We start from the raw sequence: 26,415 nt of genomic DNA, 5'->3' as shown, positions 1-26,415 counted from the left end.
GTCCCCAGCGGACGACGACACAGCACTCATTTCCAACAAGGGAGCAGATTAATGCGATTCTCCAAAGCTCAATTTCTACTACTTACCACTGGCCTGGGCGCCTCGATGGCCGCAGTCGCCCATCCGGGACACGGCGTCGTCGGCGGATTTTTCTCTGGATTGACTCACCCCATGTTCGGCCTGGATCACCTCGTCGCTATGTTGGGCGTAGGCTTCCTGGCGTGGAAAACCGGCCAGAAAGCGCGTCTGTTGCTGGCGTTTCTCGGCGCCATGCTGACCGGCGGCCTGCTGGCGGCCTCAAGCGTGAGCCTGCCGATTCCTGAAGCCATGATCACCGCTTCTTTGTTCGTCCTTGGCGCTGCACTGCTGGTGGCGGGAAACAGCCGTATGCTGACTCTCGCTGCGGCGCCGCTGGTGGCTTTATTCGCAGTTTTCCATGGCTACGCCCATGTCGCCGAGCAACCCGCCGGCGCAGACTCATTCAGCTACGTCAGTGGATTCATTCTGGCGACGGCGATGATTCAGCTGGTTGGCTGGGGCGTTGCGGCGCTGGCCAAACGTTATGAAAAAACCAACGCCACCCGCAAAACCCTTGGCGCTGGCGCAATCGCCACAGGCGTCGCCGCGGTAGCTTCCGCTTTCTGATAATGAGCGATTCTCTGCGTCCGTGTCGGTAATTACCCACGGACGCACTTTCCCCGATAGCCCTCGTAAGCCAACTTCGCTGACATCTTCCATCCCACTGTAAAATCAGCGTTGGCGTTTCCCTCAATTTTTTCCTATGTTATTACCCTGCAGTAACGGAATAACGAGCAGTATCGGAGCTAGTAGTCCGCAGTTAGCGATTAATAAATGAAGGCTTCCGGCAGGAGTTCATTTAATGATCAGCGTCAAGTCGCCTCATCACGCGCGCAATCAAAATGAAACCTGCTATCTCCACAATAAAACTGCAACCTTAGTGAGGGATTACCACATGCATAATCAACAACAATTGGAGAGTTTTTCTGACATCGAACTCATGCGGCTCGAAGAGCTGATCACGATGAATTTCGATGCCTCCGATGAAGACAGCCTGCGTGATTCGCTTGATTTTCTGCAGTCCATCGAACGGGAACTGGGTTATCGCGGCCTGACTGAAAGTTTCGGCCTGGATCATTCCCAGGCGGCCTGATCCGTCACGGGCGAATTCAGCGGTATCGCCCCAACTTCGATTTTCTCGCTCAGTTTTTTATCCAGACAAGTTTTTATCCAGACAAGTTTTTATCTCTCGCCCATCCCGCTCTTTCATCTCAGACTTATTCGACCTTAGACGATTACGCAGCTTCTGCGGTGAGCGAATCGGCGTGAATTGCCGTACAATACCCGTCAGACCGTCGGCGGAATCATCCGCTAAATCATCAGCTTGTCCGGATTGCAGCACTCATGAAATTAGACGACATCAGACGCGAGTACCTCTACTCCGGCCTGTCCCGCAAAGACCTGGCCGACGACCCCATTGTTCAGTTCAAAAACTGGTTGCAGATGGCGATTGACGCCGACCTGAACGCCGACCCTACCGCCATGTCCCTGGCGACGGTCAATGCGCAGGGCGTTCCCAGCCAACGCATCGTATTGCTGAAAAACCTGGATGCCTCCGGATTCGTGTTTTACACCAATCTGGGTAGCCGTAAGGCGCAGAATATCGCGGAAAACGCCAATGTCAGCCTGCATTTCGCGTGGCTGCCGATGGAGCGTCAGATCTGCGTCACTGGCGTGGCGGAGAAGCTTTCCATCGCTGAAGCCACCCGCTATTTTCTGAGCCGCCCTCACGAATCCCAGGTCGCCGCCTGGGCGTCACAGCAAAGCCAGGCGATTGGCTCGCGCAAGTTGCTGGAGCAGGCGTTCGAGCAGATGAAAAACCGCTTCAAGCAAGGCGAAGTGCCGCTGCCCTCATTTTGGGGCGGTTATCGGGTAAGACCGGTGACGATTGAATTCTGGCAAGGCCGCGCGAACCGTTTGCACGATCGCTTTATGTATAAGATGGTCGGTGAGAATTGGGAAGTTGAAAGACTGCAGCCGTAAGCTGCAGTCCTTTTAAGAGCCTTGGAGTCAAGCGCGGATCAGTCGTCCAGACCGCCGCCGCTTTCTTCCATCACTTTACGCAGCTTGCTCATATGCGGCTTGACCGCTTCAACGTCTTCAGGCGGCGCGTTCTTGAATTTCTCCATCATCGCCAGCCCTTGTTGCATCATATCGCGCATCATTTTCTTCTGTTCCGCGCTGATATTCGGATTCTTTTCCAGCTCCGCCAATTGCTGCCTCATGGCGTCCATATCGACTTGCTGCCCCTGCATCTCAATCGCCGCATAGGCGCCGAAAATACGCAGCGCAGTGCTCGCCCATTCTTCCGGCGTGGAGAAACCGTAGCCTTCTACAATATCCTCAACCTGACCGTACAATCCTGAGGCTTTCAGCGGCGCGACAATGTCGTCGATATTGGTGGGGATCATTTCATTGTCTTTTTCGTATTTGGACAACTCTTCTTCGTGCTTGTCGCCCCACTCCTGCACGGCTTTCTGGGACTTGATCCAGCGATCGATGAGGTCTCCGGTAAGAGGCGCTTCCGCTTGAACAAACAAACTGAAGCAGAATGTGAACAATGCCACGCCTATTTTTGACAGAGTTCTACTGTGCATATATTTCTCCGAGTTTCATTGGGTTGCGCTATCGAATAAAAGCGTTTTCTAGTTTGTTATCGCATTTCGAAAATACGCTTCCGAGTTTAATGGATAATCCGTCTAACGCGCCAGCATAGGCTTTACTACACTCTAATTGTCTGAAGCAATTCAGAGTCTTTTTCATTTCATTTCTTCGTTTACCCTGCTTAAATACTTGCAGATTCCAAGTAACAGTAGCGCTGATGGATCAGCGCTTTTTTTGTATACGTTCCACTATCCATACTCGCTGCACCATAGGTTGAATCCACGTGGCCAATTCGCCAAATGACCTGCTATTTGACTGGCTGTCCGTCATGTCTCCGACTTGCGTTCTGAACATCGGTCCGGCGCAACCGCCCGCTTTGCTCAGATACAGTGAAGACAGGCAGGTGAATGTGACCTGCGCCGCCAGGATAGAGGAGATTGCTGGCGCCGATAGCCACCCTGAAGCCGCCATCATCAGCGATGCGGTGGAGAAACTTCCCTTCCAGACGGGGCAAGCACTTCTGGCTGCCCCGCGCAATCTGCTGATCCCCAATGTGCTGGCGACCATAGATCATAATCAGTCGCCTGAGTGGGACTTTAATCACTTGATCGCATTGGGGTTTCGCCGCCTGGAGATGTTTACCGACCACGGTCGGGCGTTGGCGGTTTACGCTTATTCCATCACCGATTACAACCCCAAACGGGCCTGGAACAATGCGGAAAAATGGGCGAATCCAGAGAGGTTCGGTAAGTATTGGTGGTAAACGCGACCTCCGCGTAGTGAACTCGAAAGGCTCAGAATAAGTCTACGCAAAGCCGCGCAAGCACCCTTCCGCGAATATCTCCAGCACTCTCTGTGCGTCAAAACAATCCTGTAAATGCGCCTCCAATTGCAACCGCTGCGCGGCGGGAATCTGATCCCGGTATACCGATAAATATGCGGACATGATGGGACAGGTAAATTCAGGATGAAACTGCACGCCCCAGGTGCGATCGCCATAGCGGAACGCCTGATGTTTCACCCGCCCGCTGCTGGCCAGATTCACCGCCCCTTCCGGCAAGGTCAATACGGACTGAGCGTGAGTCAGATGGGCGTGAAAGGTGTGAGGCAATCGCGAGAAGATGTAATCATCGCCGTCTGAAGCATGGTTGGTGATCAGCAGGGAGCCGATTTCTCGTCCGTCTGGTTGGTAGTCCACCGCGCCGCCTAAAGCGTCAGCCAGTAACTGGTGACCGTAGCACACTCCCAACAGCGGCAGACCTTGCTCTATCGCCAGCCGCATCCAGCGCCCCAGATCTTCCGACCATTGCGCCCGGTCCGTCACCATCGCCGGCGAACCGGTGACGACGCAGCCAATAAAATTTCCTTCCGGCGCGTCATGGTACATATGGGTATTCCACAAATGAGCGGAGATCCCCATTTTGTCGAAAACATCAATAAACCAACCATCAAAATTACCGAACTCTTCAAGGATCGCCGGATGCGTATCCCCACAGAGCGCGATCAGCAGTTTTCCTGTTTCCATATCGACCAACGCCTTCATTAAAACCAAGCCGCCCGCCTCACCGGCGATCCCACAGAGAAACCCAGGAAGCAGCAGCCGTATCTATTATAATTTAAGCCTCTAAAAGCGCTTTTTACTAAATATAGTGATAAACCTGTCAGAAGTATGCGCTCTTTAGCGCCGACAGATAAGCTTGGCGACTAAAAAACGGCCTACATATCGCCTAACAGCAGCGAAGTGAACCAAAAAATCGTTCTACACCCAGGCGTACATGGGTAAAAAGAACGCAGTGAGCAAAGTAAGCGGAACCAACGCAGCAAGAGCAAGCAAAGGAGAAAAGAATGCAGGACAAACAACACATCCGCGCCTGGGTCAACGGCAAAGTCCAGGGAGTCTGGTACCGTAACTCCACCCGCCAGGTCGCCGAACGCCTCCACATACTCGGCTACGCCAAAAACCTGCCAGATGGCCGCGTCGAAGTGCTCGCCTACGGCGACGCCGAAGCCGTCAACCAACTCATAGACTGGCTCCACGAAGGCCCCGAAGCCGCCATCGTCACTGAGGTCAAAACGGAACAGGTGGAGGGAGAAACGCCGCCGTTGGGGTTTGAGGTGTGTTAGGGACAAAAGGCCTTAGCGCAGAGCTGTTCCCGTTAATAGGCCATCAATACGAAGAAGTGGCTGGCTTACGCATAGTTTTAATCATCACAATCCTTTGTATTTAAAGTCGTAAACATCAGAGGAAATAAATGTTGCCGTACAAACTTCATTTTCTTGCTTGGCAGTTTGGTACGCTCGGTCTAAATGATAGAAGTCGTTAGACCAATCACCATCATCATAAGTCAGTGCGCCGACAACTTCTTTAATGAGAATGCCTTCTTCTTCAAAATTTTCAGTTAAGAGAGCAATTGCCGCTTCTTTGGAGTCGGCTGGCACGACGGCGCGATTGTAGTAAAACTCACTTCCATCCTGCTCAAGGGAGCTTGTTGGCAATACCGTACAGGTGATATCAATAACCCAGAAATCAGCCATACATATCTCCGATTGATTTTCAAAAGAGAAGGTTGGAACCTGGAATAAGTGAAACTTAACCTAGATGCGCTCAAGTCGCCATACCTACCGGTTAGAGAACACCCAGCTTCAGCAATTACGTAAAAAGCCGAGGTAAATCGGCCAATTTTTCATCGGATAGAGAAAGGGCTTACTATTTGCTCACTCTAGCAGTGAAATTAAACTGTATATAGATATAGTTAAACGCTAAAATACCAGCAAATTCGCGTGCACATTTTTTCGTTAATGAAGCACTTCAAAATTCTGAAATTTTTACGCTGGGATCAGTGGGCTAAAAAAGGAAGTATCTTAGATGTCTTGCAATTTAACAAACGCTTATGCTCGATATACAAATATTTAGTACTTACGTGTATTGAACAAGAAAAACATAAAGACGTCAAAACCCATTGACTTCATCAATATCGATTAAATGATAAAGGAATAAAGTCAGCAGTAGACAATTGAATATTGTAATAAGGCTTTCATAACCAATGTCGTTCAAGCACTAGCAAATCCCCCAATACCAAGGAACATAATGAAATATATCATCCTAATAATTCTGGCTGCCGGAAGTTACTATGCATACAAAAACTATGTAGTGGAAGATATCCCTATAACTAATTATCAATCCCTACTAAAAAAAGTAGAAAAAACAGAAGTTACACTCCAAGAGGTAAAAACCGGCTCAAACATGCTGGCTGAGTTTTTCTGTAATGATACTGCATTTCAAACAAGCGGAGGCTCTAGCGTTAGTGCATGCTTGAGTACGCTCAATAACTACCGCAAAGAGTGTGAATCCCGCATATTCAGTAATGCACCGGCCACCTTTACCACCAAAGAGCAAATAGTGACCATTGCAAAAAGGTACACGGCCTGCACTGGCAGCGCCCTTCCCTAAACGAGGAGCCAAAGCTATAAATGGAGGGCTTACTAAGTCAGTGAGCCCCTATGTTTTCTTCACTCAATGCACCTTCGATAAGTAGAAAAGGTTAACACCATCGCTTGATCGTCATGGTCATCCGCTACCTAGGTCTATCTCAGCCCATTGACCATTTCCTTCGACAGATTAGCTCACTCTCGGGACTTTCTAACGGCTATCCTCGCGTCTCCGCTCATTTTCCTTGTCCAAGTCTTTTATGCCTGGCGCATTAGCCAACAGTCTGCGGCTTAACTCTTCAGAGAGGCCGATAAATAGTGTTGCGCTACTGTCCCAACATACGATTTCAAACAAAGCGCCGTCTAGCTGGGTACAGGGCGCACCTTCCCAGAGCGCAGGGTTATCCTCGACATAAGGCAGGCTTGATGTGAAGGCTTCCGTTCCCTTCGGAAATGCAGATATAACAGCCCAGACAAACTGGTAATCGAACTCTTCAATCTTTGCTGCAAACTCTTCGCCCAGCACCCAACTCGGGTCGACGATCCCACACCAGCCACCGTCTATATCGGATATGTGCCAGTCATAATCTCTCAGTTCAATTTCAAGCCAACCAGCAATGTCCTTCATGCTGGTGTAGAAGTTAACTTCTGGAACTCCCTTTTGGATGTAGTTCATTATTTAATCCCAGTTTGTAGTGCCCGCACAGCATCATTAATTGTCAGAAAAATCAGCGGCAATCGAATTCCGTACGCCTCAGTATTAGGTGTTTAACTAAGTCTCACCGAAAGCTTCACAGAAGCCAGGTTTCCGCCATTGGTGCGCCACACGTATTACATTTCATCACTCTGCTTGTCACGGTCAACCGCCCTCCACCATCAAGAACGTTTCGCCAGGGCATCCAGCGTAATCTCGCCAAATCGACTCAGTAGTTTCTTTTCCGCGTCGTCCATGGCGGTTTTTAGCGCTTCATTGATCGCATGCTCAATAAAGCAGTTTGAGTGTTCGTCGGTGAGACCCAGCGTAAACAGGGTCGGCTCGCCAAGCGCATTATGCACGTCAAGCAGGGTGATTTCGTTCAGCGGTTTTATCAACGTCCAGCCGCCGCTGTGGCCTTTGGCGGAATCAACATATCCCTGCACTCGCAACATGCCCATGGTGCGGCGCACCACGACTGGGTTGGTCGTCAGCATCTCAGCAATCTGCCCTGAAGTCATAGGTTTGTCGCTGGCGGCCAGGTGAATCAGCACGTGCAACACTCGGGATAAACGACTGTCTTTTCTCATCTTGCATCTCGTGTAATAGACGCCTAATCCTATCACGCAACTTTTAACGTTACATCAATTGTCTCGCGCATCCAATATATGTAACATTTACAGTTACGTAAAATGAGCACACACATTCAGCAAAGCGAGCGACCCTAAATGGATAAACAGCAGCTGACACAACTATTCGACCAACAGGCGCCAAACTACGACACGCAGTGGCGACGGATGTCGCCGATTAACAATGGGCTGTATTTCTTCATGGAGACCATTCTTGGCGTCCTGCCAACAAGAGCCCACATCCTGTGTGTGGGCGCTGGTACGGGTAAAGAACTGCTGCACTTAGCCCGGCATTTTCCTGAATGGCGCTTTACCGCCGTTGAGCCGTCTGGCGAAATGCTGAATCAGTGCCGCAATGCAGTGGAGCTGGCGGGGTTTACATCCAGGTGCGACTTTTATCAGGGTTATGTGGAGACACTTCCCAGTGAAGAAAAGTTTGATGGCGCCACCAGTCTGCTGGTTTCCCAATTCATATTGGATCAACAAGCCCGAAGTGAGTTTTTCCGCCATATCGCCAACAGACTCAAACCTGAGGGGCTTCTCGTTAGCGCCGATTTAGTCGCAGACACTCACAGTGAAATCTACGAGGGACAGTTAAATTTATGGCTGCGGCTGATGGCGAACGCAGCGGTATCGCAAGAGGATATTCAGCGGATGAAAGCCGCCTATAGTCAGGACGTCGCCGTACTGCCAGCTGACAAAGTCGCGACCATCATCAAAGCAGGCGGTTTTACGACCCCTATTCCCTTTTATCAAGCTGGCCTTATTGGCGCGTTCTTCGCCCATGTCGCCTGACTAAGGCGGTCAACACTTCCCGGACATTGTTCAATGTGTTTTCTGCGAGCCTGGTGGCGGCCTATTTTTTCTCATAACTCGTGATGGATTACATAAAGCCGCCATTCGTCAGCCCCGCTCTGGTCAATAATCGTGGTGCGCGAAAACCCTGGCTCTGCGCCACGGATAATCGTTAGTTGGCCCTTGTGGATGATGTCATCCCACTGTTTCTGATTTGGCCAGCCTGATATTTCACGGCCTACTGAAACAAAAAGTGATGACACGTAATTTACGGGCTCGGGGTTGGTTTCGTATCCTGCCTGCGACATAAAAGACGAGAATTGTTTTTTTGGCAGCAGAATCAGCAGCGCAACCAAACCATCCAGGCCCCCTGATTCAATATGGCTGCTAAGAATCTTTGCTTCGGGTGGAAGTTTTAGACGGGCAAGGGCTTCGATTTCATGCGTAGAATAGCTGTGTGGGGTATCTATACTGCGACGGGCTCCCTGATCTGAATTAGAACTCAATCCTGAACCTTCGCCATCGCTACAGGACGGTAATATAGTCAGTATCAGAACAGCCAATATTATTCTCATTGAACCGTTAATAGCCTCCTCCTTCGACCTGTGCGGGCTTGAAAAGCTTCTGCATTTAGTTCAGTGCGCTAATCCTACCCGATTCATTACACAACTCACGCACCCTGTTGAACCAGATCCTTTATTTTTACCGCCTTTTCGAAGTGGTCCAGTTTATTGGTTAAAATCCACCATTCAGCGGCTTCCATGAGTAATTCAGGGTCATCATTTTTATTGGCGAAAAAAGCATAAAACGACACACCAACATTGACGCCTTTAGCCGCAATTTTCTGATCACAGACAGAAATGATCTTCTTCCTCAAACTTTCTCTCATTACAACTCCGCAATTATCGACGCCGGGAACGTACAGGTAAAAAGCTTTAAACATCATCAGAGCAGAAAACCGTCGTGTACATTTCGATGAATAACTTTTATTTCCCCAGAATTTCCGGCCAAACTTTCCGTTTAACATTCTTGGCTAAATAGTTTTCAATTTCAGCACGAACAAGCTCAGCGCTTACGCTTGAGCCCTTTTCTATTATATCTTTCGGTTGTTTATACCAACGTCGCAATGAAGCCTTCAATTGAGGGCATACTTTATCTCTAGACTGGTAAATAGATCCACAAATCTCACATAATCGTTGATCCTTCCTGAACAATAATTGGGTTATGGAACCGTGCAGGAATACAGTATAAGGAAGGCTCTCGCTCACTTCGTGTGGAGAGTGGTTGTTAAAGTCCGTGAGTCCAGAAGAAAATGTCTCGCCGCAACTTTCACATGAAGACTCGCCCTTGCAAGGAACTTCAGAGGCAATTTCATTTTCACAATATGGGCATCTCATACCTTGATCTCTTTACCCAGAGGGTGTTGCTCAAACCAGGAAACAATTTGAGGCATATGCTGTTCGAAGTTGCCTGGGGTTGATATGTTTAAAACGCCTGCACGGGACGCGCTTCGATTCTCGAAGTCGTGAGTGACGCCACTGGGGGCGAGAACAAAACTGCCTTTTGGCGCTTCCGTCCATGCTTCGCCAATGAGAAAGCTCATTGTTCCTTCTATAACAAAAAATATGTCATCTTCATTATGGCTATGAGCGCCCGGCCCTTTTGAATACGGTTCTAACCACCATTCGGAAATTGAATAAGCTCCAGCAGACTCCTCGCCATCCGCTTTGAATATGGCTGAAATAGGCCCCATAGAGTATGAGCGGCCTTGGCCTGGCGCTAAGAATATAGGCTGTCGATCTTCGTGTTTCATATTCAATGCTCCGTATTACTCAGCTAACGCCTTTCTGTGGGATGCTGCCTGGCATCCTTATGATTATTTTGTTAGGTGTTATCATAGCCACACTCGTTGACAAGCATAAGCCCATCAGTATCACTGTGAACAAAGAATAACCAGCCATCGCAATCAGAATTGGAGTTGGTATGACAGAGTCTATATTCGAGCGTTTTACAAGCCCAGCCACAATGATAGAGGCAGAGCTAGAGTTACTCGAACAAGGTGAGGCAGCGGTTGCCGTTATAGAGTCATTGCTTAATGGGGATGCAAAAAATAAATGGGGAGTTCCATATCGCGCAATTGGCCTGCCGCTTCGGTGTGCGCTTGAAGTGGCCATACGATTAGGCCCCACAGCCAAACCCCTTGAGCCGTATATTCTGTCTGAGCTAAAAATGGGAGACCCTACTGCCGCAAGAGCTTTGGGGGCTCTAGACTCTCTAGAAGAGACATCGGTAGTAGAACTTGCCAAGCGACTCAGCGACGATGCTTTTGAATTGTCGTTTGAGTCTGCTGCCGCATTGTGGAGATGCGGCCACTATCAGCACCCGATGGTGCTCCGAGCCGCCACTGAGTCAGAAAAAGCTGCGAAGATATTGGCATGGTTTGACGCATACCTGTTACGTAGGACACATACAAAAACATGAGATATCTACTTTTAACTCTTTTACTTTCACTAGCCGGATGTTCTGTTGAATTTGGGCCTGAGCCGGACAAGGAAGGCCCTGCAGGAACCATATGGGCGGGAGGTGCGGATGGCGGCGTTTTTGTAAGCGTAAAAGATGATAGCAATCCCAATGACCGCATCTATCTTGGGAAAATTTATTACGAGCACGATTCCACAATCTGGTACGACGGGCGCTTAGAGCTGATTGGCGTTATTGCTTTCGATCCTTCAGATAATACCCAGTACGCCGGTTGGGATGGTGACGATCTACACCTGAAACAAGGGGGATATCTAAAGTCTTTGGATGAACCGCGCCAGCCTACGCCGTAGGCGTCCTCTCTAAACTGCGGAACATTAAAAGTTCCATGTCGTTCCGGTCACAGGAATGCAGGACTCAATATACTATCTACCTCGCTGCCGCTGCCGCACTGGCCACAGCGGCCTGTCTTCGCGCCTCATCAGCCCTTTCCCGCCTGCCGTAAGGGACTGAGAGTATTTCTCCCTCATATATTCTCAGGAAGGAGTCGCATCCAAATTACCTGTCGCCAATAGTACAAGAAAAAAGGTACTAATCCCCATCTTCAGCCTCCCACTGCTCAGCAAATCCATTACGCTCCAGATATCCACCCATGATGTTAATCAAATCCTCCATAATGGCCTGCATTCCAAGCACACCATCAATTTCATGCTTGTTCCTATCTGCGATAACCGATAGGTCAACCATACGCCAATAGAACTTAGAGAAGCGTTCGGCTTCTTCTTTGGTGGTAATTTCTCTCTCATGTTCCGCAACAGCCAACGCCAAGTCATCGTTTAGGACTTTAGCGAAGTGTATAAATACTTTTTTCTGATCCTGATCTCTAAAATTAATCATCGTTACCACCGTGAGATATCTGTAATAACAGTCATTCGGTTAGCAATCCAAAGTAAATTATCGTGAAGTTTCTGCGCCTAGCGGCAAGCCACAGAGAGAGTTGCCAGCTGGAGCGACATGATAACCGCATACTTATCAGTCAGTGAAAAGAGCAGAGACGGGATGCTTTTGCAGGCAATGTTAACGCTAGAACAGGCAATCACAATGGAGCAACCTGATTTTCATCAGAGTAGCGACTTATGAGCTGTATTCATGAGAAAAACCACGATCATCCAAAGCTTCAACTTTAAATTTATACGCAGACTTACCCTTTCTTATTGTAAACATAACGTACTGCAGCTTTTCTTTCTTCAAGCGATGCGCCAACAACAAATCCACATATCCATCAGAATAAGCTCTAAATAAGTTCATTACTTCATCAGAGTGCGTTCCTGGAATCGACACGCCATTATGGAAGTCAAAAGATATAAGGTCATGTTCACTTCTATCAAGCAGGTTACAAAGTTCATCTATCGCCCTGCCATCTGCGCAAATTAAGTGGTGCAGACTCGCCATAAAAGAGTGATATAGGTTGTGCAGCATACCTTTTATATTCTTATATTTCATATCAACCACATTTGAAAAGGATAAACTACCATATAACGCTTACTAAGCCCTATGCATGGATATTTAGGGCATTGCCTTTGCTCTCAAAATATACACGATAGCAATACAAAGCCAAATGATGAGTGATGAACCAGTCCAGCTTTACCTCCTTCGTATGCGAACCTGTATTTCTCATCATTGCTCTTACAACGAGCATGACATGTTATCATCCGCCACGTTTTTTAAAATTCAGTCGCGAGCTAACGCTTGGGGATCTAAACAGGGCGTTTGGTTTTCCTGAAGGGACCTAAAAAGCGAAAGCCCCTGCAATCACAGCCGCCCCTTTCCGTAGAAGTAGAGAAATGATGCGTAAACGCTTACTCCTATCAAAATTAACCGCCCTCTTAGCTAAAGTGAGCGCCTGCATACTCACGGCGACGTTAGTTGTTTCCTGTACGTCGGTAGAGGAAAGCGTTGCTGGGCAATCCGACGGTCTGGAAAGAAGTCTGGTTGATGACTTTGACTATATCGTTCCGATTTTGGATGAGGATCATTTCCGCATCTGCACCGGCCTTATTCTGAAGCACGGACTGGTGGTTACCGCCAAGCACTGTTTTAGGGACGACTCCAAGAAAGGCAATTATTATCTCGCCTACTCTGAGGACAGCTCGATTGATCAAAACGATCTTTATATCCCCGTCGCCTCCTTCGAATATGACAGCGCGGTTGAAGGTATCAACGATCTGGCGATCGTGCATTATGATCCGGGTTACACCGAGGGTAAGCTGGCGCTTAAGGATACCCCGCTAAACTTCGGTCCAGCTCCAGAAACAGGCGCAGCGCTGTTTTCAGTTGGCTACCCCATTGTTAAGACACAAAACACTTTGAGGGTCAGCTCCGCCAAATGTCAGCGCAAACAGCGATCAGGAAAGCTATTGCCCTCGCCCAAATCGCCGGGTTACGACGGTGTATTATTCGATACGGACTGCCCCGCCTTCTGGGGAAATTCCGGCGCGCCGGTATTCAGTGCTCGCTACGATGAACAGGGCAATGTGGAGTTAATATCGCTGGAAGGCGTAATCACGCATACCTTTGACTTGGTTAGTAACGGGGATCTTGATTATCGAAAAATGAAACACGACGCTTTCGGCCCATATATGACGTCGAATTATTCGCCGCTTGGTCAGTCCGTACGCCTGAAGGAAATAATGAAGGCTCTATAAGAGTGAGCCTTCTCCCGACGCCTCAACAACAAGCCTGGCAATCAAATCCTGCAACGCCTTCGTCTCCTCCCGCCCAGGAAATGTGCAAAAACATAGCGTGACGGCAGGGTTTTCATGGAGCAGGAGGTAACCGCCTTCGCCTGGTTGAGTTTCATCATAGGAGCGATACGTCGGAAACTGCGTAAACCCCGCCATGCCCGGCTGGTACAGCCGATATTGCGCCGCAATGTATTCAAACTGGGACTCTGCGTGCGCTGCCAGGATGGCGTTATGAAGCATGTTGGCAAGATGGTCGACCTGTTGCTGCAGCGCGGCCAACCTCCTGTCATTCTCCCTCTCCGCACGCTCCAGAGCACCGCCCTCTCCTTTTTGGACCTTGAGACCTACCGTCATTTCAACGTAGACAAAGCCGACGATACTGAACCGGGAAACCATTCCACTCATGTCGCCCACGGCTCCAACATTGGATATACGCTTTGCTGAAAGTTGTTCACGAGAGACACCAAGTCAGACGATAACAATCCAGAGCAGACTGCGACATGGAATGGTTTCCACCGGATCATCAATTCAACACATTCATGCAACGCTGATAATCACTATAGCTATGATGGCTCAACACATAGTTAGAGGGATAAGGATTGTTACAATAAGCGTCGGCTTGCTCATGACTGATTGTCGACCGTCTATCCAGTCCATTCTGCCCTGGAACTTCCACCATAAAATAAAAAGAGCAATATTTTGGAGAACCTTGTTCATCATAAGAAGAGCAAGTCGCCGTTAAGCTTTCGCCTTTTTTCCAGGTTTCTTGATAGGCAAAGAAATCGCTGCGGGTCGTATAGTCATTGCCTTCAAATTGACGACTGTCACAAACCGTCTGGCCACCCTTGGCGATACAAATTTCGCTTTCAGCGCCATTAGTATTGTCATACGCCCAAACGCCGTTAATTTTCAGTTCCTGATTGGATAGATTCTGGTGATAGGCCGTTCTGGAATGTGGCGTATACACAAAACTCTCATCAAAAAACGGCGCTCTCACACTTTGATATGCCGGGGAAGCAGCGTCACTCGGGTTGTAGTCCGCCATGAAAAGTTCGCAGGTAAAGTTTGAAAAGAGCTGGAACTGGCCGTTGTCATTCGCGCCTACCGGCAAGCTTCCTTGCGAGTCGCAGGCCACTATCGAGTCTTTGGGAATCAACAAACCCTGACCTGGAAAATTAATCTCCACCGTGGATTTTGGCCACTGCGGCCCATCGCCTTTATGCTGATTGAAGCAGACCGCCTCATTCTGCGTCACCGTCAATTTATCTTCATACTGGCCATAAGAAGCGGGATGAATAAATATGCAGACGTCTACGCCAGCATTCTTGATCTCAGAAAAAGGCGCAGCATCGAGCTTGAATACAGCTTTACGCAACACTTTGGTATCGCTACTGCTACTGCGTATATAACCCACAGTGTTGTATTCGCTTGTAGCAGGCCTGGTCCAGTCAGCCGGGAAGTGATTCGGGCTGACCTGCCCTTTGCTGGTAAGCTGAGTTTGAAACAAAACAACTTCTTCGGCATAAGCGCCGAAAGTTAACATTGAGATGAGTGTGAATTTAGTAATTCCAGACAGAAAGGTTCGGCCTTGCATAGTTTATTAAACCGCCATATGAAAAGTGAACAGATTCTATTCTCTTTCAGCCGAATATGCACTGCGCCTGCCCCCGATACAATCAATTCAGCGATCACAATTCAACCAAATAATTAATATGCGCGGCTCACACTAAATCACTTTGGCTTTATTACGGTGTATATATTGAAACTGATATGATTCGCCATTCACTCAAAAGTCTGAGGCCACATGAAAACAGTAGAAGGCGATTTACTGGCGCTGGCGCAAGCCGGTCACTTTGATGTCATTATTCATGGCTGCAATTGTCAGTGTCAGATGGGACGTGGGATCGCTTTGACGATCAAAAATACGTTTCCGGATGCTTACAAAGCGGATTTAAAAACGGAAAAAGGCGCTCGGGACAAGTTGGGAACTTACTCCTGCGCCGAGATCACCAGCAGCGATACATCCTTCACGATTGTTAACGCCTATACCCAGTTCCACTGGCGTGGCGAGGGCGACCTGGCGGACTATGAGGCGATTCGCTCTGTCATGAGAAAGATCAAGACTGACTTCTCTGGCAAACGCATCGGCTATCCATTGATTGGCGCGGGCCTGGCGGGTGGGAACTGGGAGCGGATAGCCGCCATAATAAAAGAAGAGCTACAAGGCGAAGACCACACCTTGGTTAAATGGAACGGCGCTTCCGCCTAGGGGTCATACCCCCACACAAACACCTGACCACCGGTTTCAAAGTTACCCTGAATGTTGATCTCGTTGAGCAGCTTGCCGCCGTTGGCCGGGTCGCCAGTATTGTTGAGATAAATGCCTTTCATGCTGTAACCATCGCCGACGAAATTGACCCGCTCAGGCAATTGCAGAACCATGTGGCCGCCATCGTCCACATCCAGTTTCAGAGGCCCTTCTATATCCATGGCGATGGAGATTTCATCGGTGAAATAATAGGTCTGGGCGCCGCCGTCATGCTCAGTGGTGATGTAGTTGTAGCGAAATCCTCGGGTGCGGCGACCATCGCTTTCATCCTGCGGCGTGCCAGGATCGTCCAGACTGCCATCATGGGCGTTGATGCGCACCCGGGGTATCTCGATGATCAAGCCGCTTTGCGCCGTTACTTGCGACAGCTCTCCCTCCTCCATATCGCGTAATTCCGAGGCGGCCATTTCGGAAGCGGTTAGCGCCAGACACACCAGCATTGCGCGACTCAGAAGGCGATTGTCAGTGACTGGTTTGTGATGTTTCATGGTCACTCCGCCTAGTTGCGCACGTTGAATATAAGATGATCCAAGGTAACGCCATGGATGCGGGATTCATTCAGCTTCGATTGCGTCATTTGCGCCTGGAATGTGAGGTCCACTTTAGGGAAATTGGGATCGTAATCTGGATGCTGGGTATCCGGCAGCCCTCCCCCCGACGGGATGATGCCGCCGTCTTCCGTAAAAGGCTGCGGGTCGGAGTAGGCGAAGCGCAAGCCGTTGGGCGCGGCTTCAAAGGTGGCGGAGTGCAGGTGTAGATTTTCCAACCTGAAATTGTAGAGAATAAAATCCGTGGCGGGATCGAACACGCCATCGCCAACCTGAGATTCGACCAGCCACTCGGGGATCAAAAGCTCATTGATGTCCACATTGAGCAGCATTCCCTGACGCGAATCCGCGCCGCGGCTGCCATCATCGACGCGAGTGCTTTCTATCTTGTAGCCCTCAGGAATCCCGCTATAGGCCACGCCGCCGAGAATGGAAATGTCATTCATCGACACGCTCCCCAGCATGGTGTGCTCCGACGGCGTTCCACCAGCGCGGATATTGGGGTTATTGGGATTAGGGACGTCCGGGTTGCCGAACTCCTCATTGAAGCGCACGTCCAGATTGCGCCAGCCTTCCATTCCAGGCAGCCCGATACGCAGCATGGGAAGCCCGGCGCCCGAGTTATTCACCAGAGAACCGTCCATCTCCACCAGACTGAAGGTCAACGGCGACTCAAATGTGCCGATCGCGTCAGCGGAAAGCTGGAACTCTTTCAAACCCAGGCTGGAGCCGTCCGCAGCAATAATATTAATGCTGCCCGCTTCGGCGCCGTCTATCGCCATCCCTTTGAACTTGACGTTATCGAAAGCGAAACTGAACCCGCTGCGACCGTCCACTTGCCCCAGCTCCTCATCGGTCAACGCCTCCATCGCCGTAGCCGCGGCGCTGAGCGTCAGGCAACAGAGCGCCAGCACTGGTTGCGGATGTTTCATGGTTCCCTCCCGATACAGTTCATCGCCGCTTAAAACAACTTGTTGTTCTGATATCCCATGCGCGGATTGTCATCCCCGACGCCGAAAAAGATCTGCTGCAATGTCGGCCCAACGTCGGTATGCGCCTCCAGATAACCGTCTGTTGGATGATTGGGGTCGTTGAAAGGAATGCCGAAGTTCCAGCCCGGCAAATCCGGCCGGGAATCAGGAATAATCCCTTCAAGATGCTGCGACCACATGGCTCCGTTGATCGAACCATTCTGATTCGACATCAAATTGCCCGCGCCCTGCACAAAGGAAATATAGAAGTTTTTAACATTGTGATAGTCGAGGCTGGTCACATTCGAAAGGTTCAACTCCTTCCCACCGTAGCTGTAACCAATGCCAGCGTTGCCGGTCAGGCCCACATTGTCTGGAGTAAAACCACACATGCCGCCATTGCACACCCACTCGCCAGGCGCTGGCGTTTGCGGGTAGTTGCCGGAGCCATCTGGCATGTATCCGATAATGTTGACGAAGGTGTCTTTGGTGCCGCTGCCATATATCTGTGAGCGCACCAGCCCGCCCAGATCCGCCATAATGCTCAATGCCGGAATGTAACCGGAGATGGAGTCGATAGTCACCGGCGTCGAGCCATCGACTCTGCCGAAGCCAAAGCGAATGCCGCGAATGGTGTCTGTGCCGTCAGCATGATGCTGCTTCTGAATTTCCAGATAGGGGTCTTCAAACACGAAAGGATCTTGCGCCGATTTGCCAAAACCGAAGTTCCTCAACGCCACGTCGGGCACGCCCTGGCCATTTTCGTCTTTGTAGATGGAGTTGTTGGCCCCGCCATAGTCGCCGAGGGTCAGCTCTTCCGCGAAGGCGTGCAGTTCACCGGAGCCATTGAGCTGGAGCCGGTACACCGTGGCGTCCACGGACTCAGTTTGCGTGCGCTGTTCCACCCGGGTAAATCCAATACCGGGATTTTTGATGAACTCGATGCCGGTCAACTGGCTGAGGTTGTAATTGATGTCCGTTGCGGAAAACTCCAGTGCGGACTGGGCGGAAATTTCGCCCATCTCCTGATCCGCCATCGGCTTCAGCTCACTATGGGCGACAGGATGGCCCAACGCAGGCAGCAGACACAACAGAGTTCTCCACGTTCCTTTGGGTATAAGGTCCATCTCCGTTCCTCTTTATTCTTATTCATTCAGTACTGCACTTCCAACTATGCTTACTGCTGTCGAACAAGGGCTGACGCTCGCGCTCGCTGCGAGAGTCTTTGTTCGACAAAATAAAACTAACACTTGTTAATTTTTAAACAAGAAGAGGAATAAGAGATATTTCCACAAGCGAGATATTCGGCACAAAAAACACATTAAATGCGCTTAAGTTTGGCCTAACATTGAATTTGTGCGCAATTTTTGCACCACTGGCAGGGATTTCGCCGATACGAACAGTTGTTAGGAATTACCTCTAGCACTGCCGTAAACCGGCGAATTACTCCGCAGAAACTGACGCCACAGCGCCTTTCGCCATGGCTTCCGAACCATAAATAGCCATACGCGCCTGAATGATCGTGCGCTCGATGATTTCATTACGTTTTTCCGTATTGGCGGACAGGCTTTCAACCCCCGCCTGAAACGCGCAATTAACCAGCATTTCAGAGAGATAAAGCGGATGCGCGACCGGCCTGTCCGTCGCCGCTCCCACCTCCGCAAGCGGCTTGGCCATGGCTTCCACCACATGCTTCACCTCACGCTCAATCGCATCCCGAAACGCCTGCACGCGCCCCACTCGTTCCGCCGCGACGAAATGAAATAAGTCGCCATTCTCTTCCAGATAGCGCCCAAAGACGCGAATCGTACGACGCACCACCCCTTCCCGCACATCCACCTCTTTCCAGGTTTGCCGCATCAGACGACGCAAGGTCAGCCCCGCCTCGTCGATAATCGCCAGACCCAGCTCTTCAAGATTCGGGTAATAGTTGTAAAACGTCGGCGGCGCAATCCCCGCCTCCCGACAGATCTCCCGCAGACTCACCCCGGAATACCCTTTCGTCCGGCACAAACGCAGCGCGGCGTTACAGATATTACGATTAACTTGTTGTTTCTTCTCGGCTCTTACGGCCATAACGGTGGTTACCAATAGCTGCCAGAAAATCGTGAGCTTATATCATATTGGCTCTACTTGTTATATCCATTATTACATTTCATAACTAATTTTATGAATAACTGTACGAACGCCAACTAGACAATCCTAGGGTTTATCGATATTCCCAACAAGAAACTAATTTTTTATTGTGAGTGAATATGCCCAATTGAGCTTTCGCCAAAACAGAAAAAAGTATATTACTTAACCTGAAGTTTTGGCGACAAGAACAATGGAAAATCAGGAGAAAGCAATTAAGCAATGAATGGAGGGGATGGAATGCTTATATTAGTGAACGGAGCCGGAGACCTCTCAGCACATTGTTGACGCCAAGCCCCACAGCTTCAAGCGCCGGTCTGTATCAAAAGATGATCACCAATAAAGAAATCATCTCTATTTGGGAGCCCTTAAATGGCTAGATGTAAATATCGACTACAGATTAGTCTGGCTTTAATTTTGACTACTTATTTATCTGCCGGTTGTTCAACAACTAACGCGGTAGAAAGCAATAATAAAAAAGGGAAAATACAATTATTTCTGCAAGACTCGCCACTGAATGAGTCCGAGCTTTATGCTGACTGGGCAGCCTACTTGAATGACTTTAAAAGTACGGAAGGCGATAACGTGAGTGTCACTCGCGCTTTTCACGCCTCTCCCGCCCTGGATAATATTAATTTGAATGGCTTCCAGGAAAAATATTCCACTCTCTTTGTAGTCTCTGATCGCACCTGTTATCTCTATTCAGGCCCGATACTAGAGCCCGCCGTCTACGATTTCATTCATAGAGTCTCTGCTCAGCAAGAAATACCGGAGTTTTTGAATCAGTTCAGTCCAGAAGCGTTAAAAGGCAGACTGACGATTGGTGAGTACTCTGTTAACTGCCAGTAACCAATTTCCGGGTCGCCGCCTCAATACAAGGCGATACTTTCTCGGCCCGGCATCCGTTGAGGCCGGCGCCCCAGGCGGCGTTGGCTTCGATAATCGCCCAACCGCGTTGGGGGATATAGCCGATATCGAGCACGCAGGTGGTCGGGAGGTGTTCGCTTTGACCAAGCTGTCTGGCGAATCTCAAGCCGTCATCAAGCGCTCCATCACCTTCGTAGACCGCCGCGTCTAACACGTCTCCCCGCCAGACAAAACAACGAATTTCACAAGCGAACTGTACGATGTCCGAGTGAAGCACCGGCGTATCCGGCTCCAGGCCTCGGGTTTCCGCTGCTAAATCATCCGGGGTTGCATACACGGCGGCTTTAAACAGCTTGGGCGTGGCAGGTTTGAGGAAAGCCGGAAAACTCAACGTCATCGCCCCTGACAGAGGCAGTAGCGTTACCGAGCGTTGCAACGCCTGTTGCGGCAATTGCACCAACAGGTCGTCTGCGGGTGAAATCAGGTCAAGTCCCAACTTCTGCGCTAGCACCAGAGCAAAAGTGTCATTTCCATAGACCCGCACCTTGGCCGGATCATAGGAAGGAGGCTCCCAGAATCGTCCCAGCCGGGATACCTCGCCTCCGGCGGCGCTCCAGGCCGCCGCCACAGAATCCCGCTCAGGGTCGTTCTTTTCCGGGATGACCAAGGTCAGCCGGTAAGGGTCGCAGGCTCAGTCAAAACTTAGTCCGCGCTGGCCAGACAAGCCCCAGTGCCGCCCAGGCCGCAATATCCACCAGGATTCTTGGCCAGATACTGCTGGTGATAGGTTTCAGCGAAATAAAACTCTGGCGCTGGCGTAATTTCCGTCGTGATAGCGCCACGGTTTACGTCATGCAGCGACTGCTGGAACTCCGCCTTCGACGCTTCCGCCAATTGCTTCTGTTCGTCGTTAGCGTAATAGACAGCGGAGCGATACTGAGAGCCGACGTCGTTGCCTTGACGCATCCCCTGAGTCGGATCGTGATTTTCCCAAAACAGTTTCAGCAGCTTTTTATAACTGATCACAGCGGGGTCAAACACAACCTGAACCACTTCCGCATGACCGGTCTGCCCGGTGCAGACTTCTTTGTATGTAGGATTGAGCGTATAGCCTCCCGCATAGCCGACACAGGTGCTATAAACGCCTTCCTGTTTCCAGAACAAACGCTCCGCTCCCCAGAAGCACCCCAGCCCGAACACCGCGGTTTGCATTTGCGCTGGAAATGGACCTCTCATGTCCACGCCAAAGACAAAGTGCTCGGCCTCAATTTCCATGGGCTCCGCTCTGCCCGGCAACGCTTGCTCCCGCGCAGGCATGGATGCTTTATCCTGTGAATGACTTCCAAACATATGCTTAACCTCTCCCAATATTCCTAAACTTCGCCGTCATGACGATCGCCCGCCACCTATGCCGATTGCGATGCTAAAAGCAGATCAATATTGTGATAGTAGACACGTTTTCGGGGAATTGGTTCAAGCCCGGCGAGAAGACAGCTGCGTTATATTTCTGTAAGAAGCAAGCAGCCAACTGTTTGATTTGGCTTCTCATAATGGAATAGCCGGTCTCGGGACAACGCCGATACAGCGTATCAGGCGGCCTTGGGCGCTTGCTTATCACCAGACAACCCGCTACTGGCAGGAACCGGAAACAGGCCAGGAATAGGCTCATCGATCCAGGTCGGTTCGGCATCCGGCTCCACCGCCAGCCAGCGCGGCTGCTCCGACCAGTGCAGCAGCCTTAACTGTCCTTGGTGGGTCTCCACCAATGCGGAGCAGTGCTCCACCCAGTCGCCGTCATTGCAATAGAGCCTGCCGTCTTTGCGGCGAAACGCAGCGTAATGAATATGGCCACAGATATAGCCGTCCACTTCCAGGTTGCGCGCCGCCTTCAACGCCGCATTTTCGTAGCGTTGAATGAACTCCCTTGCGCGTCCTAAATGGGTCTTCAGATACCCCGCCAGGGACCAGTAAGGAAAGCCGAATACCCTGCGGGTGCGGTTCAGCCAGCTGTTAAGCTTGAGCATTAAACCATGGGCCTTATCTCCCACCAGCAGCGCCAGCGGACTCAGTTGCACGATTTGGTCAAACTCGTCTCCATGACTGACATGGAAGCGGCGCCCATCCGCTGTGCGATGGACGCAATTAAGTCGAATCTTCACGCCGGAGAAGGTCTGTCCCGCCATCTGCCTGAAGAAGTCATCATGGTTGCCGGGGATATAAATGACCTCCATCCCTTCCCGCGCTTTACGCATGATCAGGCTGAGAATGGCCCGGTGCGTCTCGGGAAAGTGGGCTTTGCGTCGCATTTCCAGCAGGTCGATGATATCGCCTACCAGATACAATCTATCCGTCTTGATTTTATTGAGAAAATCCAGCAAGTGCTCAGCCTGGCAGGCGGCCGAGCCCAAGTGCGCATCTGAGATAAAAACGGCTCTTAAGGAATCTTGCATCTGGATGTCCTTTTTTGCGATTAAGCCCTTGCGGCGTAATTATCTATTTTTCCAGCAAACGCAACATATTGATTTGAATATGCAAATACAAAGCTGAAGCAATAGAAAAATTAACTTTAATCATCTTTAGCCGCGATGCTAGAAAGGCTATATGACGCTAAGGTGACCAAATGGCGAAAGTTACATTAAACAGATCAAAAAACATGCTGTTACAATATCTAACCTTATGATTTTTGATAGGAAAGTCTTATTTGATATATCTTTGTCGTACCTTAGTGTTTGTCGAGGTTCCGGCATCGCCCTTTTAACGCCTGAAAAAGCCTGTGGCTAGGGCGTTCAGAGGATGCAGAAACGTCAACAAACCCTATACTAGGATTTTGCCGGCTAGCTTCAAGAATGTGCTAGATTTATCGATGTATCTTAAATTGCAAAAGGTTCCGCAATGTCGCTGCAAACTGCACTGGTGGTAGATGACTCCAAACTGGCGCGTATTACATTACAAAGACTGTTAGAGAAGCATAATTTGCAGGTTCAACTTGCAGAATCCGGGGTACATGCTCTGGAAATGCTGAAAACCAATCTGCCCGATATCATTTTTATGGACCATCTGATGCCTGAGTTGGACGGCTTCGAAGCCACCAAGAAAATCAAGGCGGACCCTCAGACCTCCCATATTCCCGTTATCATGTGCACCGGGAAAGAAGGAAAAGATAATTACGATGCGGAAGCCCGCGCCATCGGCGCCTCGGGCACGCTGTTCAAGCCGCCGCAAGCGGAAAAGTTAGCCATGGTGATTGAATCCGCACGCAGCGGAACCCTCACCTCCGTCGCCATACCTCAGGAAGCGGAGCCTGTGGCGGAAACGGTAGAAGAAGTCTCTTCAGAGATTGTCATTCCCACCCCCACACCGGAATACACCCCACCGCAACCTCAGCAAGCCGTGGTGTCCGCCTCCGACTGGGAAATCCTGGTGGACCGTCTCGACAAACTGGAGAAAAACAGTCGCGATTTCCCTTCTTTCGATGGTTTCGAAAGCCGCCTGAGAGAAAGCGAAAGCGAGCTGAGCACTCTACGCCAGGATATCCAGCAGCTGCGTGACCAGCCTTCTGAAGCGCCGGAGCAATCCCAACCTGATTTCGGCGCTATGGCGGAACAGCTGCGCGAAGAACTGATGCCAGGACTGGAAAAGCGCGTACAGCAGGTTCTAGAGGCGCACATCGCCAGCATTGAGCCGGCAGAAGCTCCCGCCGCCCCTGCTATTGACGAAGTGCAACTCGCCGCCACCATTACCCGTGATGTGGAACAAACCCTTACGCCATTGCTGGACGCCGAGCTGAAAAGCCTGGAAGACCGCTTGCTCGGCTCTATTGACGACGCTGTCAGCGAGTCCCGCCGCGATCTGGACGTACAGCTAAGAGAAACCGTCAACGACCTGGAAATGCGCGCCAAGCCTGTACCGGAAGCGCCCGACCTGGACGACCTCATCGAGCGTATTCGCCCCCAGGTCATGGATATCGCCACCCACTCCGCCACCGCCACTATGGACAACAATGTGGAAGACAGGCTCAGCACCTGGGAAGCGGAACTGCAGTCAGCCAAGGAAGAACTCAAGCGCACCCTGATCGAGCGCACCACCAGAGACGAGCCTGCGCCCAGTCTGAACATAGAAGACATCCTCAACGACAAGAAGCTGCATACGCTCATCGAAGGCACGGTGGAAGAGCTTCTGCGCGGCCAGATCAGCAAGCAGGGACAGGATCTGGTGCAACAGATCGCCAAAGCCCTGCGCGAGCAAATGGCGGAAAAACAAAGCGAGATCGACGCCATGGCGACGCGGGTCGAGCAATTGGAACGCCAGAAAACCACGCTGGCGACGCAACTCAACAACCTGCAGAACGTCAAGCCGCCGAAAAGCGGCGGCGCAGCGGCCATGGTTATTGGCGGCGTTGCGGTGGTGTTGGCGATTGTGTCTCTGCTGAAAGGCTTCGGCGTATTTTAATACCTGACGCCAATATGACGTAGTTTGGGCATATGGCGGAGGTCACCGTCCCGTGTGACCTGAAGCGATTCCTGACCAGTCTCTTCTGACAACGTCATGCTACTAAGACAGCGTATAACCTGTTTGCCTCGAGCATAAAAAAGGCCCGATTTAATCGGGCCTTTTTTTGTTGGCTGGGACGTCTATATGAACGTCTTGGCCAGCGCCTTAGAACTGGGCGTTGTCCGGAGTTCTCGGGAACGGGATGACGTCACGCACGTTTTCCATGCCGGTAACGTAAGCGATCAGGCGCTCGAAGCCCAGACCAAAGCCCGCGTGGGGCACGCTGCCGTAACGACGCAGGTCGCGATACCACCACAGTTCCTCTTTGTGGTGCATGTCGCCGATGCGGGCGTCCAGCACGTCCAGACGGTCTTCACGCTGGCTGCCGCCGATGATTTCGCCGATGCCCGGAGCCAGAACGTCCATGGCCGCAACGGTCTTATCATCGTCGTTCAAGCGCATGTAGAACGCTTTGATTTCCTTCGGATAGTTCATCACGATCACTGGCGCGCCCACATGGGTTTCGGCCAGATAGCGCTCATGCTCAGATTGCAGATCCAGACCCCACTGCACCGGGTATTCGAATTTCTTGCCGCAGTTCTGCAGAATCTTGATCGCTTCAGAGTAGTCGATACGCACGAATTCCTTGTCGACCATATTCTCCAGGCGAGTAACCACCTCAGGATTGATGCGCTCAGCGAAGAACGCCATGTCGTCGCTGCGCTCGTCCAGCACCACCTTGAACATGTGCTTGAGGAAGCGCTCCGCCAGATCCGCATCGGCGTTCAAATCCGCGAAGGCGATCTCCGGCTCGATCATCCAGAACTCCGCCAGGTGACGGCTGGTGTTGGAGTTTTCCGCACGGAACGTGGGGCCGAAGGTATACACCTTGGACATCGCCAGACAGTAGGCTTCCACGTTTAGCTGACCGGACACGGTCAAGAACGTCTCTTTGCCAAAGAAATCTTTGCTGTAGTCGATCTTGCCGCTGTCCGTCTTGGGCAGGTTGACCATATCCAGGGTGCTGACGCGAAACAGCTCGCCGGCGCCTTCACAGTCGCTGGCGGTCAGGATCGGCGTGTTGATCCACTGAAAGCCCTGCTCATAGAAGAAATGGTGCACAGCGTGAGCCAGAGCCGTACGCACGCGAGTCACGGCGCCGAACGCGTTAGTGCGCGGACGCAAGTGAGCGACGCCGCGCAGGAATTCAAAGGTGTGTCTTTTCTTGGCGACCGGATAGGTTTCCGGATCGTCCACCAGACCAACCACTTCCACCGAGGTGGCCTGAATTTCACAGGATTGTCCTTGCCCGGGCGACTCTACCAGGGTTCCGGTGACAATCAGGGAACAGCCGGTGGTCAAACGCAGAATGTCAGCGTCGTAGTTCGGCAGCTCTTTGGCGACAACCGCCTGAATCGCGTCGAAGCAGGAGCCGTCATGCACGTGAATAAAAGAGACGCCCGCCTTGGAGTCCCTTCTTGACCTTACCCAGCCTTTGACGGTGACTTCGCTACCGATCTCCGCTTTGTTCTTGAGTAAGTCTGAAATGGCGTAATGAGTCATAAACCTGCCCGCTATCCTCTCTATCTTTTCAATAAATGCTTCTCAAATTTTTTGGCCAATGG

General features: G+C 50.7%; 33 protein-coding genes. 13 read left to right on the top strand and 20 right to left on the bottom strand.

Annotated features, from left to right (window positions below; translation table 11 throughout):
* Positions 1-51 precede the first annotated feature (51 nt).
* The 3 genes from ONV78_RS29620 (at position 52) to pdxH (ending at position 2,061) form a co-directional block, all read left to right on the top strand.
* Positions 52-645, top strand: a complete 594-nt coding sequence (locus ONV78_RS29620) for a HupE/UreJ family protein (RefSeq protein ID WP_216737367.1) — start codon at positions 52-54, stop codon at positions 643-645.
* 235 nt (positions 646-880) lie between these two features.
* On the top strand, positions 881-1,171 hold the full coding sequence (locus ONV78_RS29615) for a hypothetical protein (RefSeq protein WP_216737366.1): 291 nt from the start codon (positions 881-883) through the stop codon (positions 1,169-1,171).
* A gap of 251 nt (positions 1,172-1,422) precedes the next feature.
* On the top strand, positions 1,423-2,061 hold the full coding sequence (gene pdxH / locus ONV78_RS29610) for a pyridoxamine 5'-phosphate oxidase (protein ID WP_127972217.1): 639 nt from the start codon (positions 1,423-1,425) through the stop codon (positions 2,059-2,061).
* Between the two features lie 38 nt (positions 2,062-2,099).
* Here the strand turns inward: pdxH and ONV78_RS29605 are convergent, their stop codons facing one another.
* Entirely contained in the window at positions 2,100-2,675 is a 576-nt protein-coding gene (locus tag ONV78_RS29605) for a hypothetical protein (RefSeq protein ID WP_216737365.1), read from the bottom strand.
* 290 nt (positions 2,676-2,965) lie between these two features.
* Here ONV78_RS29605 and ONV78_RS29600 point away from each other — a divergent pair, with 290 nt between their 5' ends.
* Positions 2,966-3,445 carry a DUF6231 family protein gene (locus tag ONV78_RS29600; RefSeq protein WP_279508164.1) on the top strand — a complete coding sequence of 160 codons (480 nt, stop codon included), beginning with the start codon at positions 2,966-2,968 and terminating at the stop codon, positions 3,443-3,445.
* A 42-nt stretch (positions 3,446-3,487) separates the two neighbouring features.
* Here ONV78_RS29600 and ONV78_RS29595 read toward each other — a convergent pair whose 3' ends face one another.
* Positions 3,488-4,207 carry a glutamine amidotransferase gene (locus ONV78_RS29595; RefSeq protein WP_279508161.1) on the bottom strand — a complete coding sequence of 240 codons (720 nt, stop codon included), beginning with the start codon at positions 4,205-4,207 and terminating at the stop codon, positions 3,488-3,490.
* Positions 4,208-4,527: 320 nt separating this feature from the next.
* On the opposite strand from ONV78_RS29595, the gene ONV78_RS29590 reads away from it, so the two are divergent.
* Entirely contained in the window at positions 4,528-4,806 is a 279-nt protein-coding gene (locus ONV78_RS29590) for an acylphosphatase (RefSeq protein WP_279508160.1), read from the top strand.
* 84 nt (positions 4,807-4,890) lie between these two features.
* On the opposite strand, the gene ONV78_RS29585 is transcribed toward ONV78_RS29590, so the two are convergent.
* Positions 4,891-5,217 (bottom strand): hypothetical protein, encoded by a 327-nt coding sequence (locus ONV78_RS29585; RefSeq protein WP_279508159.1) that lies wholly within the window; start codon positions 5,215-5,217, stop codon positions 4,891-4,893.
* A 553-nt stretch (positions 5,218-5,770) separates the two neighbouring features.
* Here ONV78_RS29585 and ONV78_RS29580 point away from each other — a divergent pair.
* Positions 5,771-6,133: a hypothetical protein gene (locus ONV78_RS29580; RefSeq protein ID WP_279508158.1), complete on the top strand. Its 363-nt coding sequence runs from the start codon at positions 5,771-5,773 to the stop codon at positions 6,131-6,133.
* A gap of 189 nt (positions 6,134-6,322) precedes the next feature.
* Here ONV78_RS29580 and ONV78_RS29575 read toward each other — a convergent pair whose 3' ends face one another.
* Complete coding sequence (locus ONV78_RS29575) at positions 6,323-6,787, bottom strand: hypothetical protein (protein WP_279508157.1); 465 nt, start codon at positions 6,785-6,787, stop codon at positions 6,323-6,325.
* 200 nt (positions 6,788-6,987) lie between these two features.
* Complete coding sequence (locus tag ONV78_RS29570; protein WP_279508156.1) at positions 6,988-7,395, bottom strand: Rrf2 family transcriptional regulator; 408 nt, start codon at positions 7,393-7,395, stop codon at positions 6,988-6,990.
* A gap of 138 nt (positions 7,396-7,533) precedes the next feature.
* Between ONV78_RS29570 and ONV78_RS29565 the strand changes: the two genes are divergently transcribed.
* On the top strand, positions 7,534-8,229 hold the full coding sequence (locus tag ONV78_RS29565) for a class I SAM-dependent methyltransferase (protein WP_279508155.1): 696 nt from the start codon (positions 7,534-7,536) through the stop codon (positions 8,227-8,229).
* A gap of 71 nt (positions 8,230-8,300) precedes the next feature.
* Here the strand turns inward: ONV78_RS29565 and ONV78_RS29560 are convergent, their stop codons facing one another.
* The 3 genes from ONV78_RS29560 to ONV78_RS29550 all read right to left on the bottom strand — a co-directional run bounded on the left by ONV78_RS29560 (position 8,301) and on the right by ONV78_RS29550 (position 10,042).
* Positions 8,301-8,792 carry a hypothetical protein gene (locus tag ONV78_RS29560; protein WP_279508153.1) on the bottom strand — a complete coding sequence of 164 codons (492 nt, stop codon included), beginning with the start codon at positions 8,790-8,792 and terminating at the stop codon, positions 8,301-8,303.
* Positions 8,793-8,899: 107 nt separating this feature from the next.
* The gene (locus ONV78_RS29555) at positions 8,900-9,118 is read right to left on the bottom strand and encodes a DUF6500 family protein (RefSeq protein ID WP_279508151.1); all 219 of its coding nucleotides are present in this window, start codon (positions 9,116-9,118) and stop codon (positions 8,900-8,902) included.
* 504 nt (positions 9,119-9,622) lie between these two features.
* On the bottom strand, positions 9,623-10,042 hold the full coding sequence (locus ONV78_RS29550; protein ID WP_279508149.1) for a cupin domain-containing protein: 420 nt from the start codon (positions 10,040-10,042) through the stop codon (positions 9,623-9,625).
* 170 nt (positions 10,043-10,212) lie between these two features.
* Between ONV78_RS29550 and ONV78_RS29545 the strand changes: the two genes are divergently transcribed.
* Together ONV78_RS29545 and ONV78_RS29540 are read left to right on the top strand one after the other, a co-directional pair.
* Positions 10,213-10,710, top strand: a complete 498-nt coding sequence (locus ONV78_RS29545; protein WP_279508147.1) for a hypothetical protein — start codon at positions 10,213-10,215, stop codon at positions 10,708-10,710.
* Complete coding sequence (locus tag ONV78_RS29540; RefSeq protein WP_279508145.1) at positions 10,707-11,060, top strand: hypothetical protein; 354 nt, start codon at positions 10,707-10,709, stop codon at positions 11,058-11,060. Before ONV78_RS29545 ends, ONV78_RS29540 begins: the two co-directional genes overlap by 4 nt.
* A 238-nt stretch (positions 11,061-11,298) precedes the next feature.
* On the opposite strand, the gene ONV78_RS29535 is transcribed toward ONV78_RS29540, so the two are convergent.
* Together ONV78_RS29535 and ONV78_RS29530 are read right to left on the bottom strand one after the other, a co-directional pair.
* Positions 11,299-11,604 carry a hypothetical protein gene (locus ONV78_RS29535; RefSeq protein WP_279508142.1) on the bottom strand — a complete coding sequence of 102 codons (306 nt, stop codon included), beginning with the start codon at positions 11,602-11,604 and terminating at the stop codon, positions 11,299-11,301.
* Positions 11,605-11,841: 237 nt separating this feature from the next.
* The gene (locus tag ONV78_RS29530) at positions 11,842-12,210 is read right to left on the bottom strand and encodes a hypothetical protein (RefSeq protein WP_279508139.1); all 369 of its coding nucleotides are present in this window, start codon (positions 12,208-12,210) and stop codon (positions 11,842-11,844) included.
* Positions 12,211-12,551: 341 nt separating this feature from the next.
* On the opposite strand from ONV78_RS29530, the gene ONV78_RS29525 reads away from it, so the two are divergent.
* Complete coding sequence (locus ONV78_RS29525) at positions 12,552-13,412, top strand: serine protease (RefSeq protein ID WP_279508137.1); 861 nt, start codon at positions 12,552-12,554, stop codon at positions 13,410-13,412.
* On the opposite strand, the gene ONV78_RS29520 is transcribed toward ONV78_RS29525, so the two are convergent.
* Both ONV78_RS29520 and ONV78_RS29515 read right to left on the bottom strand, forming a co-directional pair.
* The gene (locus tag ONV78_RS29520) at positions 13,407-13,856 is read right to left on the bottom strand and encodes a hypothetical protein (RefSeq protein ID WP_279508135.1); all 450 of its coding nucleotides are present in this window, start codon (positions 13,854-13,856) and stop codon (positions 13,407-13,409) included. The two genes, ONV78_RS29525 and ONV78_RS29520, sit on opposite strands and share 6 nt — an antisense overlap.
* A gap of 118 nt (positions 13,857-13,974) precedes the next feature.
* On the bottom strand, positions 13,975-15,045 hold the full coding sequence (locus tag ONV78_RS29515) for a hypothetical protein (protein ID WP_279508134.1): 1,071 nt from the start codon (positions 15,043-15,045) through the stop codon (positions 13,975-13,977).
* Positions 15,046-15,255: 210 nt separating this feature from the next.
* Between ONV78_RS29515 and ONV78_RS29510 the strand changes: the two genes are divergently transcribed.
* Complete coding sequence (locus tag ONV78_RS29510) at positions 15,256-15,720, top strand: macro domain-containing protein (protein ID WP_279508133.1); 465 nt, start codon at positions 15,256-15,258, stop codon at positions 15,718-15,720.
* Here ONV78_RS29510 and ONV78_RS29505 read toward each other — a convergent pair.
* The 4 genes from ONV78_RS29505 to fabR all read right to left on the bottom strand — a co-directional run bounded on the left by ONV78_RS29505 (position 15,717) and on the right by fabR (position 19,375).
* Entirely contained in the window at positions 15,717-16,268 is a 552-nt protein-coding gene (locus ONV78_RS29505; protein ID WP_279508130.1) for a DUF6160 family protein, read from the bottom strand. The genes ONV78_RS29510 and ONV78_RS29505 overlap by 4 nt on opposite strands.
* An 11-nt stretch (positions 16,269-16,279) precedes the next feature.
* Positions 16,280-17,260 carry a hypothetical protein gene (locus ONV78_RS29500; RefSeq protein ID WP_279508129.1) on the bottom strand — a complete coding sequence of 327 codons (981 nt, stop codon included), beginning with the start codon at positions 17,258-17,260 and terminating at the stop codon, positions 16,280-16,282.
* A 29-nt stretch (positions 17,261-17,289) separates the two neighbouring features.
* The gene (locus ONV78_RS29495; RefSeq protein ID WP_279508127.1) at positions 17,290-18,426 is read right to left on the bottom strand and encodes a hypothetical protein; all 1,137 of its coding nucleotides are present in this window, start codon (positions 18,424-18,426) and stop codon (positions 17,290-17,292) included.
* 316 nt (positions 18,427-18,742) lie between these two features.
* On the bottom strand, positions 18,743-19,375 hold the full coding sequence (fabR, locus tag ONV78_RS29490) for an HTH-type transcriptional repressor FabR (protein WP_216739103.1): 633 nt from the start codon (positions 19,373-19,375) through the stop codon (positions 18,743-18,745).
* Between the two features lie 429 nt (positions 19,376-19,804).
* On the opposite strand from fabR, the gene ONV78_RS29485 reads away from it, so the two are divergent.
* Positions 19,805-20,281 carry a hypothetical protein gene (locus ONV78_RS29485; protein WP_279508125.1) on the top strand — a complete coding sequence of 159 codons (477 nt, stop codon included), beginning with the start codon at positions 19,805-19,807 and terminating at the stop codon, positions 20,279-20,281.
* Here ONV78_RS29485 and ONV78_RS29480 read toward each other — a convergent pair.
* From ONV78_RS29480 to ONV78_RS29470, 3 genes are all read right to left on the bottom strand, one after another.
* Positions 20,268-20,966: an ATP-grasp domain-containing protein gene (locus ONV78_RS29480; RefSeq protein ID WP_279508124.1), complete on the bottom strand. Its 699-nt coding sequence runs from the start codon at positions 20,964-20,966 to the stop codon at positions 20,268-20,270. The genes ONV78_RS29485 and ONV78_RS29480 overlap by 14 nt on opposite strands.
* A gap of 35 nt (positions 20,967-21,001) precedes the next feature.
* A complete protein-coding gene (gene msrA / locus ONV78_RS29475; protein ID WP_279508123.1) occupies positions 21,002-21,649 on the bottom strand; it encodes a peptide-methionine (S)-S-oxide reductase MsrA in 648 nt (215 codons plus the stop codon).
* Between the two features lie 239 nt (positions 21,650-21,888).
* Positions 21,889-22,749 carry a UDP-2,3-diacylglucosamine diphosphatase gene (locus ONV78_RS29470; RefSeq protein WP_279508122.1) on the bottom strand — a complete coding sequence of 287 codons (861 nt, stop codon included), beginning with the start codon at positions 22,747-22,749 and terminating at the stop codon, positions 21,889-21,891.
* A gap of 442 nt (positions 22,750-23,191) precedes the next feature.
* Between ONV78_RS29470 and ONV78_RS29465 the strand changes: the two genes are divergently transcribed.
* Entirely contained in the window at positions 23,192-24,748 is a 1,557-nt protein-coding gene (locus tag ONV78_RS29465; protein WP_279508121.1) for a response regulator, read from the top strand.
* Between the two features lie 207 nt (positions 24,749-24,955).
* Here ONV78_RS29465 and asnS read toward each other — a convergent pair whose 3' ends face one another.
* A complete protein-coding gene (asnS, locus tag ONV78_RS29460) occupies positions 24,956-26,353 on the bottom strand; it encodes an asparagine--tRNA ligase (protein WP_216739097.1) in 1,398 nt (465 codons plus the stop codon).
* Positions 26,354-26,415 lie beyond the last annotated feature (62 nt).

Origin of the sequence: Hahella sp. CR1 (genome assembly GCF_029813005.1) — a bacterium.
GTDB lineage: Bacteria > Pseudomonadota > Gammaproteobacteria > Pseudomonadales > Oleiphilaceae > Hahella.
This window is presented reverse-complemented; position numbering and strand designations above follow the sequence as displayed.

Bases quoted from the DNA above. Each gene is read 5' to 3' on its own strand.
- ONV78_RS29500 (WP_279508129.1), bottom strand. From the start codon at position 17,260: ATGAAACATCCGCAACCAGTGCTGGCGCTCTGTTGCCTGACGCTCAGC.
- ONV78_RS29540 (WP_279508145.1), top strand. From the start codon at position 10,707: ATGAGATATCTACTTTTAACTCTTTTACTTTCACTAGCCGGATGTTCT.
- ONV78_RS29515 (WP_279508134.1), bottom strand. From the start codon at position 15,045: ATGCAAGGCCGAACCTTTCTGTCTGGAATTACTAAATTCACACTCATC.
- ONV78_RS29575 (WP_279508157.1), bottom strand. From the start codon at position 6,787: ATGAACTACATCCAAAAGGGAGTTCCAGAAGTTAACTTCTACACCAGC.
- ONV78_RS29470 (WP_279508122.1), bottom strand. From the start codon at position 22,749: ATGCAAGATTCCTTAAGAGCCGTTTTTATCTCAGATGCGCACTTGGGC.
- ONV78_RS29615 (WP_216737366.1), top strand. From the start codon at position 881: ATGATCAGCGTCAAGTCGCCTCATCACGCGCGCAATCAAAATGAAACC.
- ONV78_RS29505 (WP_279508130.1), bottom strand. From the start codon at position 16,268: ATGAAACATCACAAACCAGTCACTGACAATCGCCTTCTGAGTCGCGCA.
- ONV78_RS29590 (WP_279508160.1), top strand. From the start codon at position 4,528: ATGCAGGACAAACAACACATCCGCGCCTGGGTCAACGGCAAAGTCCAG.
- ONV78_RS29530 (WP_279508139.1), bottom strand. From the start codon at position 12,210: ATGAAATATAAGAATATAAAAGGTATGCTGCACAACCTATATCACTCT.
- msrA (WP_279508123.1), bottom strand. From the start codon at position 21,649: ATGTTTGGAAGTCATTCACAGGATAAAGCATCCATGCCTGCGCGGGAG.
- ONV78_RS29550 (WP_279508149.1), bottom strand. From the start codon at position 10,042: ATGAAACACGAAGATCGACAGCCTATATTCTTAGCGCCAGGCCAAGGC.
- ONV78_RS29510 (WP_279508133.1), top strand. From the start codon at position 15,256: ATGAAAACAGTAGAAGGCGATTTACTGGCGCTGGCGCAAGCCGGTCAC.
- ONV78_RS29485 (WP_279508125.1), top strand. From the start codon at position 19,805: ATGGCTAGATGTAAATATCGACTACAGATTAGTCTGGCTTTAATTTTG.
- ONV78_RS29465 (WP_279508121.1), top strand. From the start codon at position 23,192: ATGTCGCTGCAAACTGCACTGGTGGTAGATGACTCCAAACTGGCGCGT.
- asnS (WP_216739097.1), bottom strand. From the start codon at position 26,353: ATGACTCATTACGCCATTTCAGACTTACTCAAGAACAAAGCGGAGATC.
- ONV78_RS29545 (WP_279508147.1), top strand. From the start codon at position 10,213: ATGACAGAGTCTATATTCGAGCGTTTTACAAGCCCAGCCACAATGATA.
- ONV78_RS29585 (WP_279508159.1), bottom strand. From the start codon at position 5,217: ATGGCTGATTTCTGGGTTATTGATATCACCTGTACGGTATTGCCAACA.
- fabR (WP_216739103.1), bottom strand. From the start codon at position 19,375: ATGGCCGTAAGAGCCGAGAAGAAACAACAAGTTAATCGTAATATCTGT.
- ONV78_RS29525 (WP_279508137.1), top strand. From the start codon at position 12,552: ATGATGCGTAAACGCTTACTCCTATCAAAATTAACCGCCCTCTTAGCT.
- ONV78_RS29580 (WP_279508158.1), top strand. From the start codon at position 5,771: ATGAAATATATCATCCTAATAATTCTGGCTGCCGGAAGTTACTATGCA.
- ONV78_RS29570 (WP_279508156.1), bottom strand. From the start codon at position 7,395: ATGAGAAAAGACAGTCGTTTATCCCGAGTGTTGCACGTGCTGATTCAC.
- ONV78_RS29595 (WP_279508161.1), bottom strand. From the start codon at position 4,207: ATGGAAACAGGAAAACTGCTGATCGCGCTCTGTGGGGATACGCATCCG.
- ONV78_RS29620 (WP_216737367.1), top strand. From the start codon at position 52: ATGCGATTCTCCAAAGCTCAATTTCTACTACTTACCACTGGCCTGGGC.
- ONV78_RS29535 (WP_279508142.1), bottom strand. From the start codon at position 11,604: ATGATTAATTTTAGAGATCAGGATCAGAAAAAAGTATTTATACACTTC.
- ONV78_RS29495 (WP_279508127.1), bottom strand. From the start codon at position 18,426: ATGGACCTTATACCCAAAGGAACGTGGAGAACTCTGTTGTGTCTGCTG.
- ONV78_RS29565 (WP_279508155.1), top strand. From the start codon at position 7,534: ATGGATAAACAGCAGCTGACACAACTATTCGACCAACAGGCGCCAAAC.
- pdxH (WP_127972217.1), top strand. From the start codon at position 1,423: ATGAAATTAGACGACATCAGACGCGAGTACCTCTACTCCGGCCTGTCC.
- ONV78_RS29555 (WP_279508151.1), bottom strand. From the start codon at position 9,118: ATGAGAGAAAGTTTGAGGAAGAAGATCATTTCTGTCTGTGATCAGAAA.
- ONV78_RS29605 (WP_216737365.1), bottom strand. From the start codon at position 2,675: ATGCACAGTAGAACTCTGTCAAAAATAGGCGTGGCATTGTTCACATTC.
- ONV78_RS29520 (WP_279508135.1), bottom strand. From the start codon at position 13,856: ATGAGTGGAATGGTTTCCCGGTTCAGTATCGTCGGCTTTGTCTACGTT.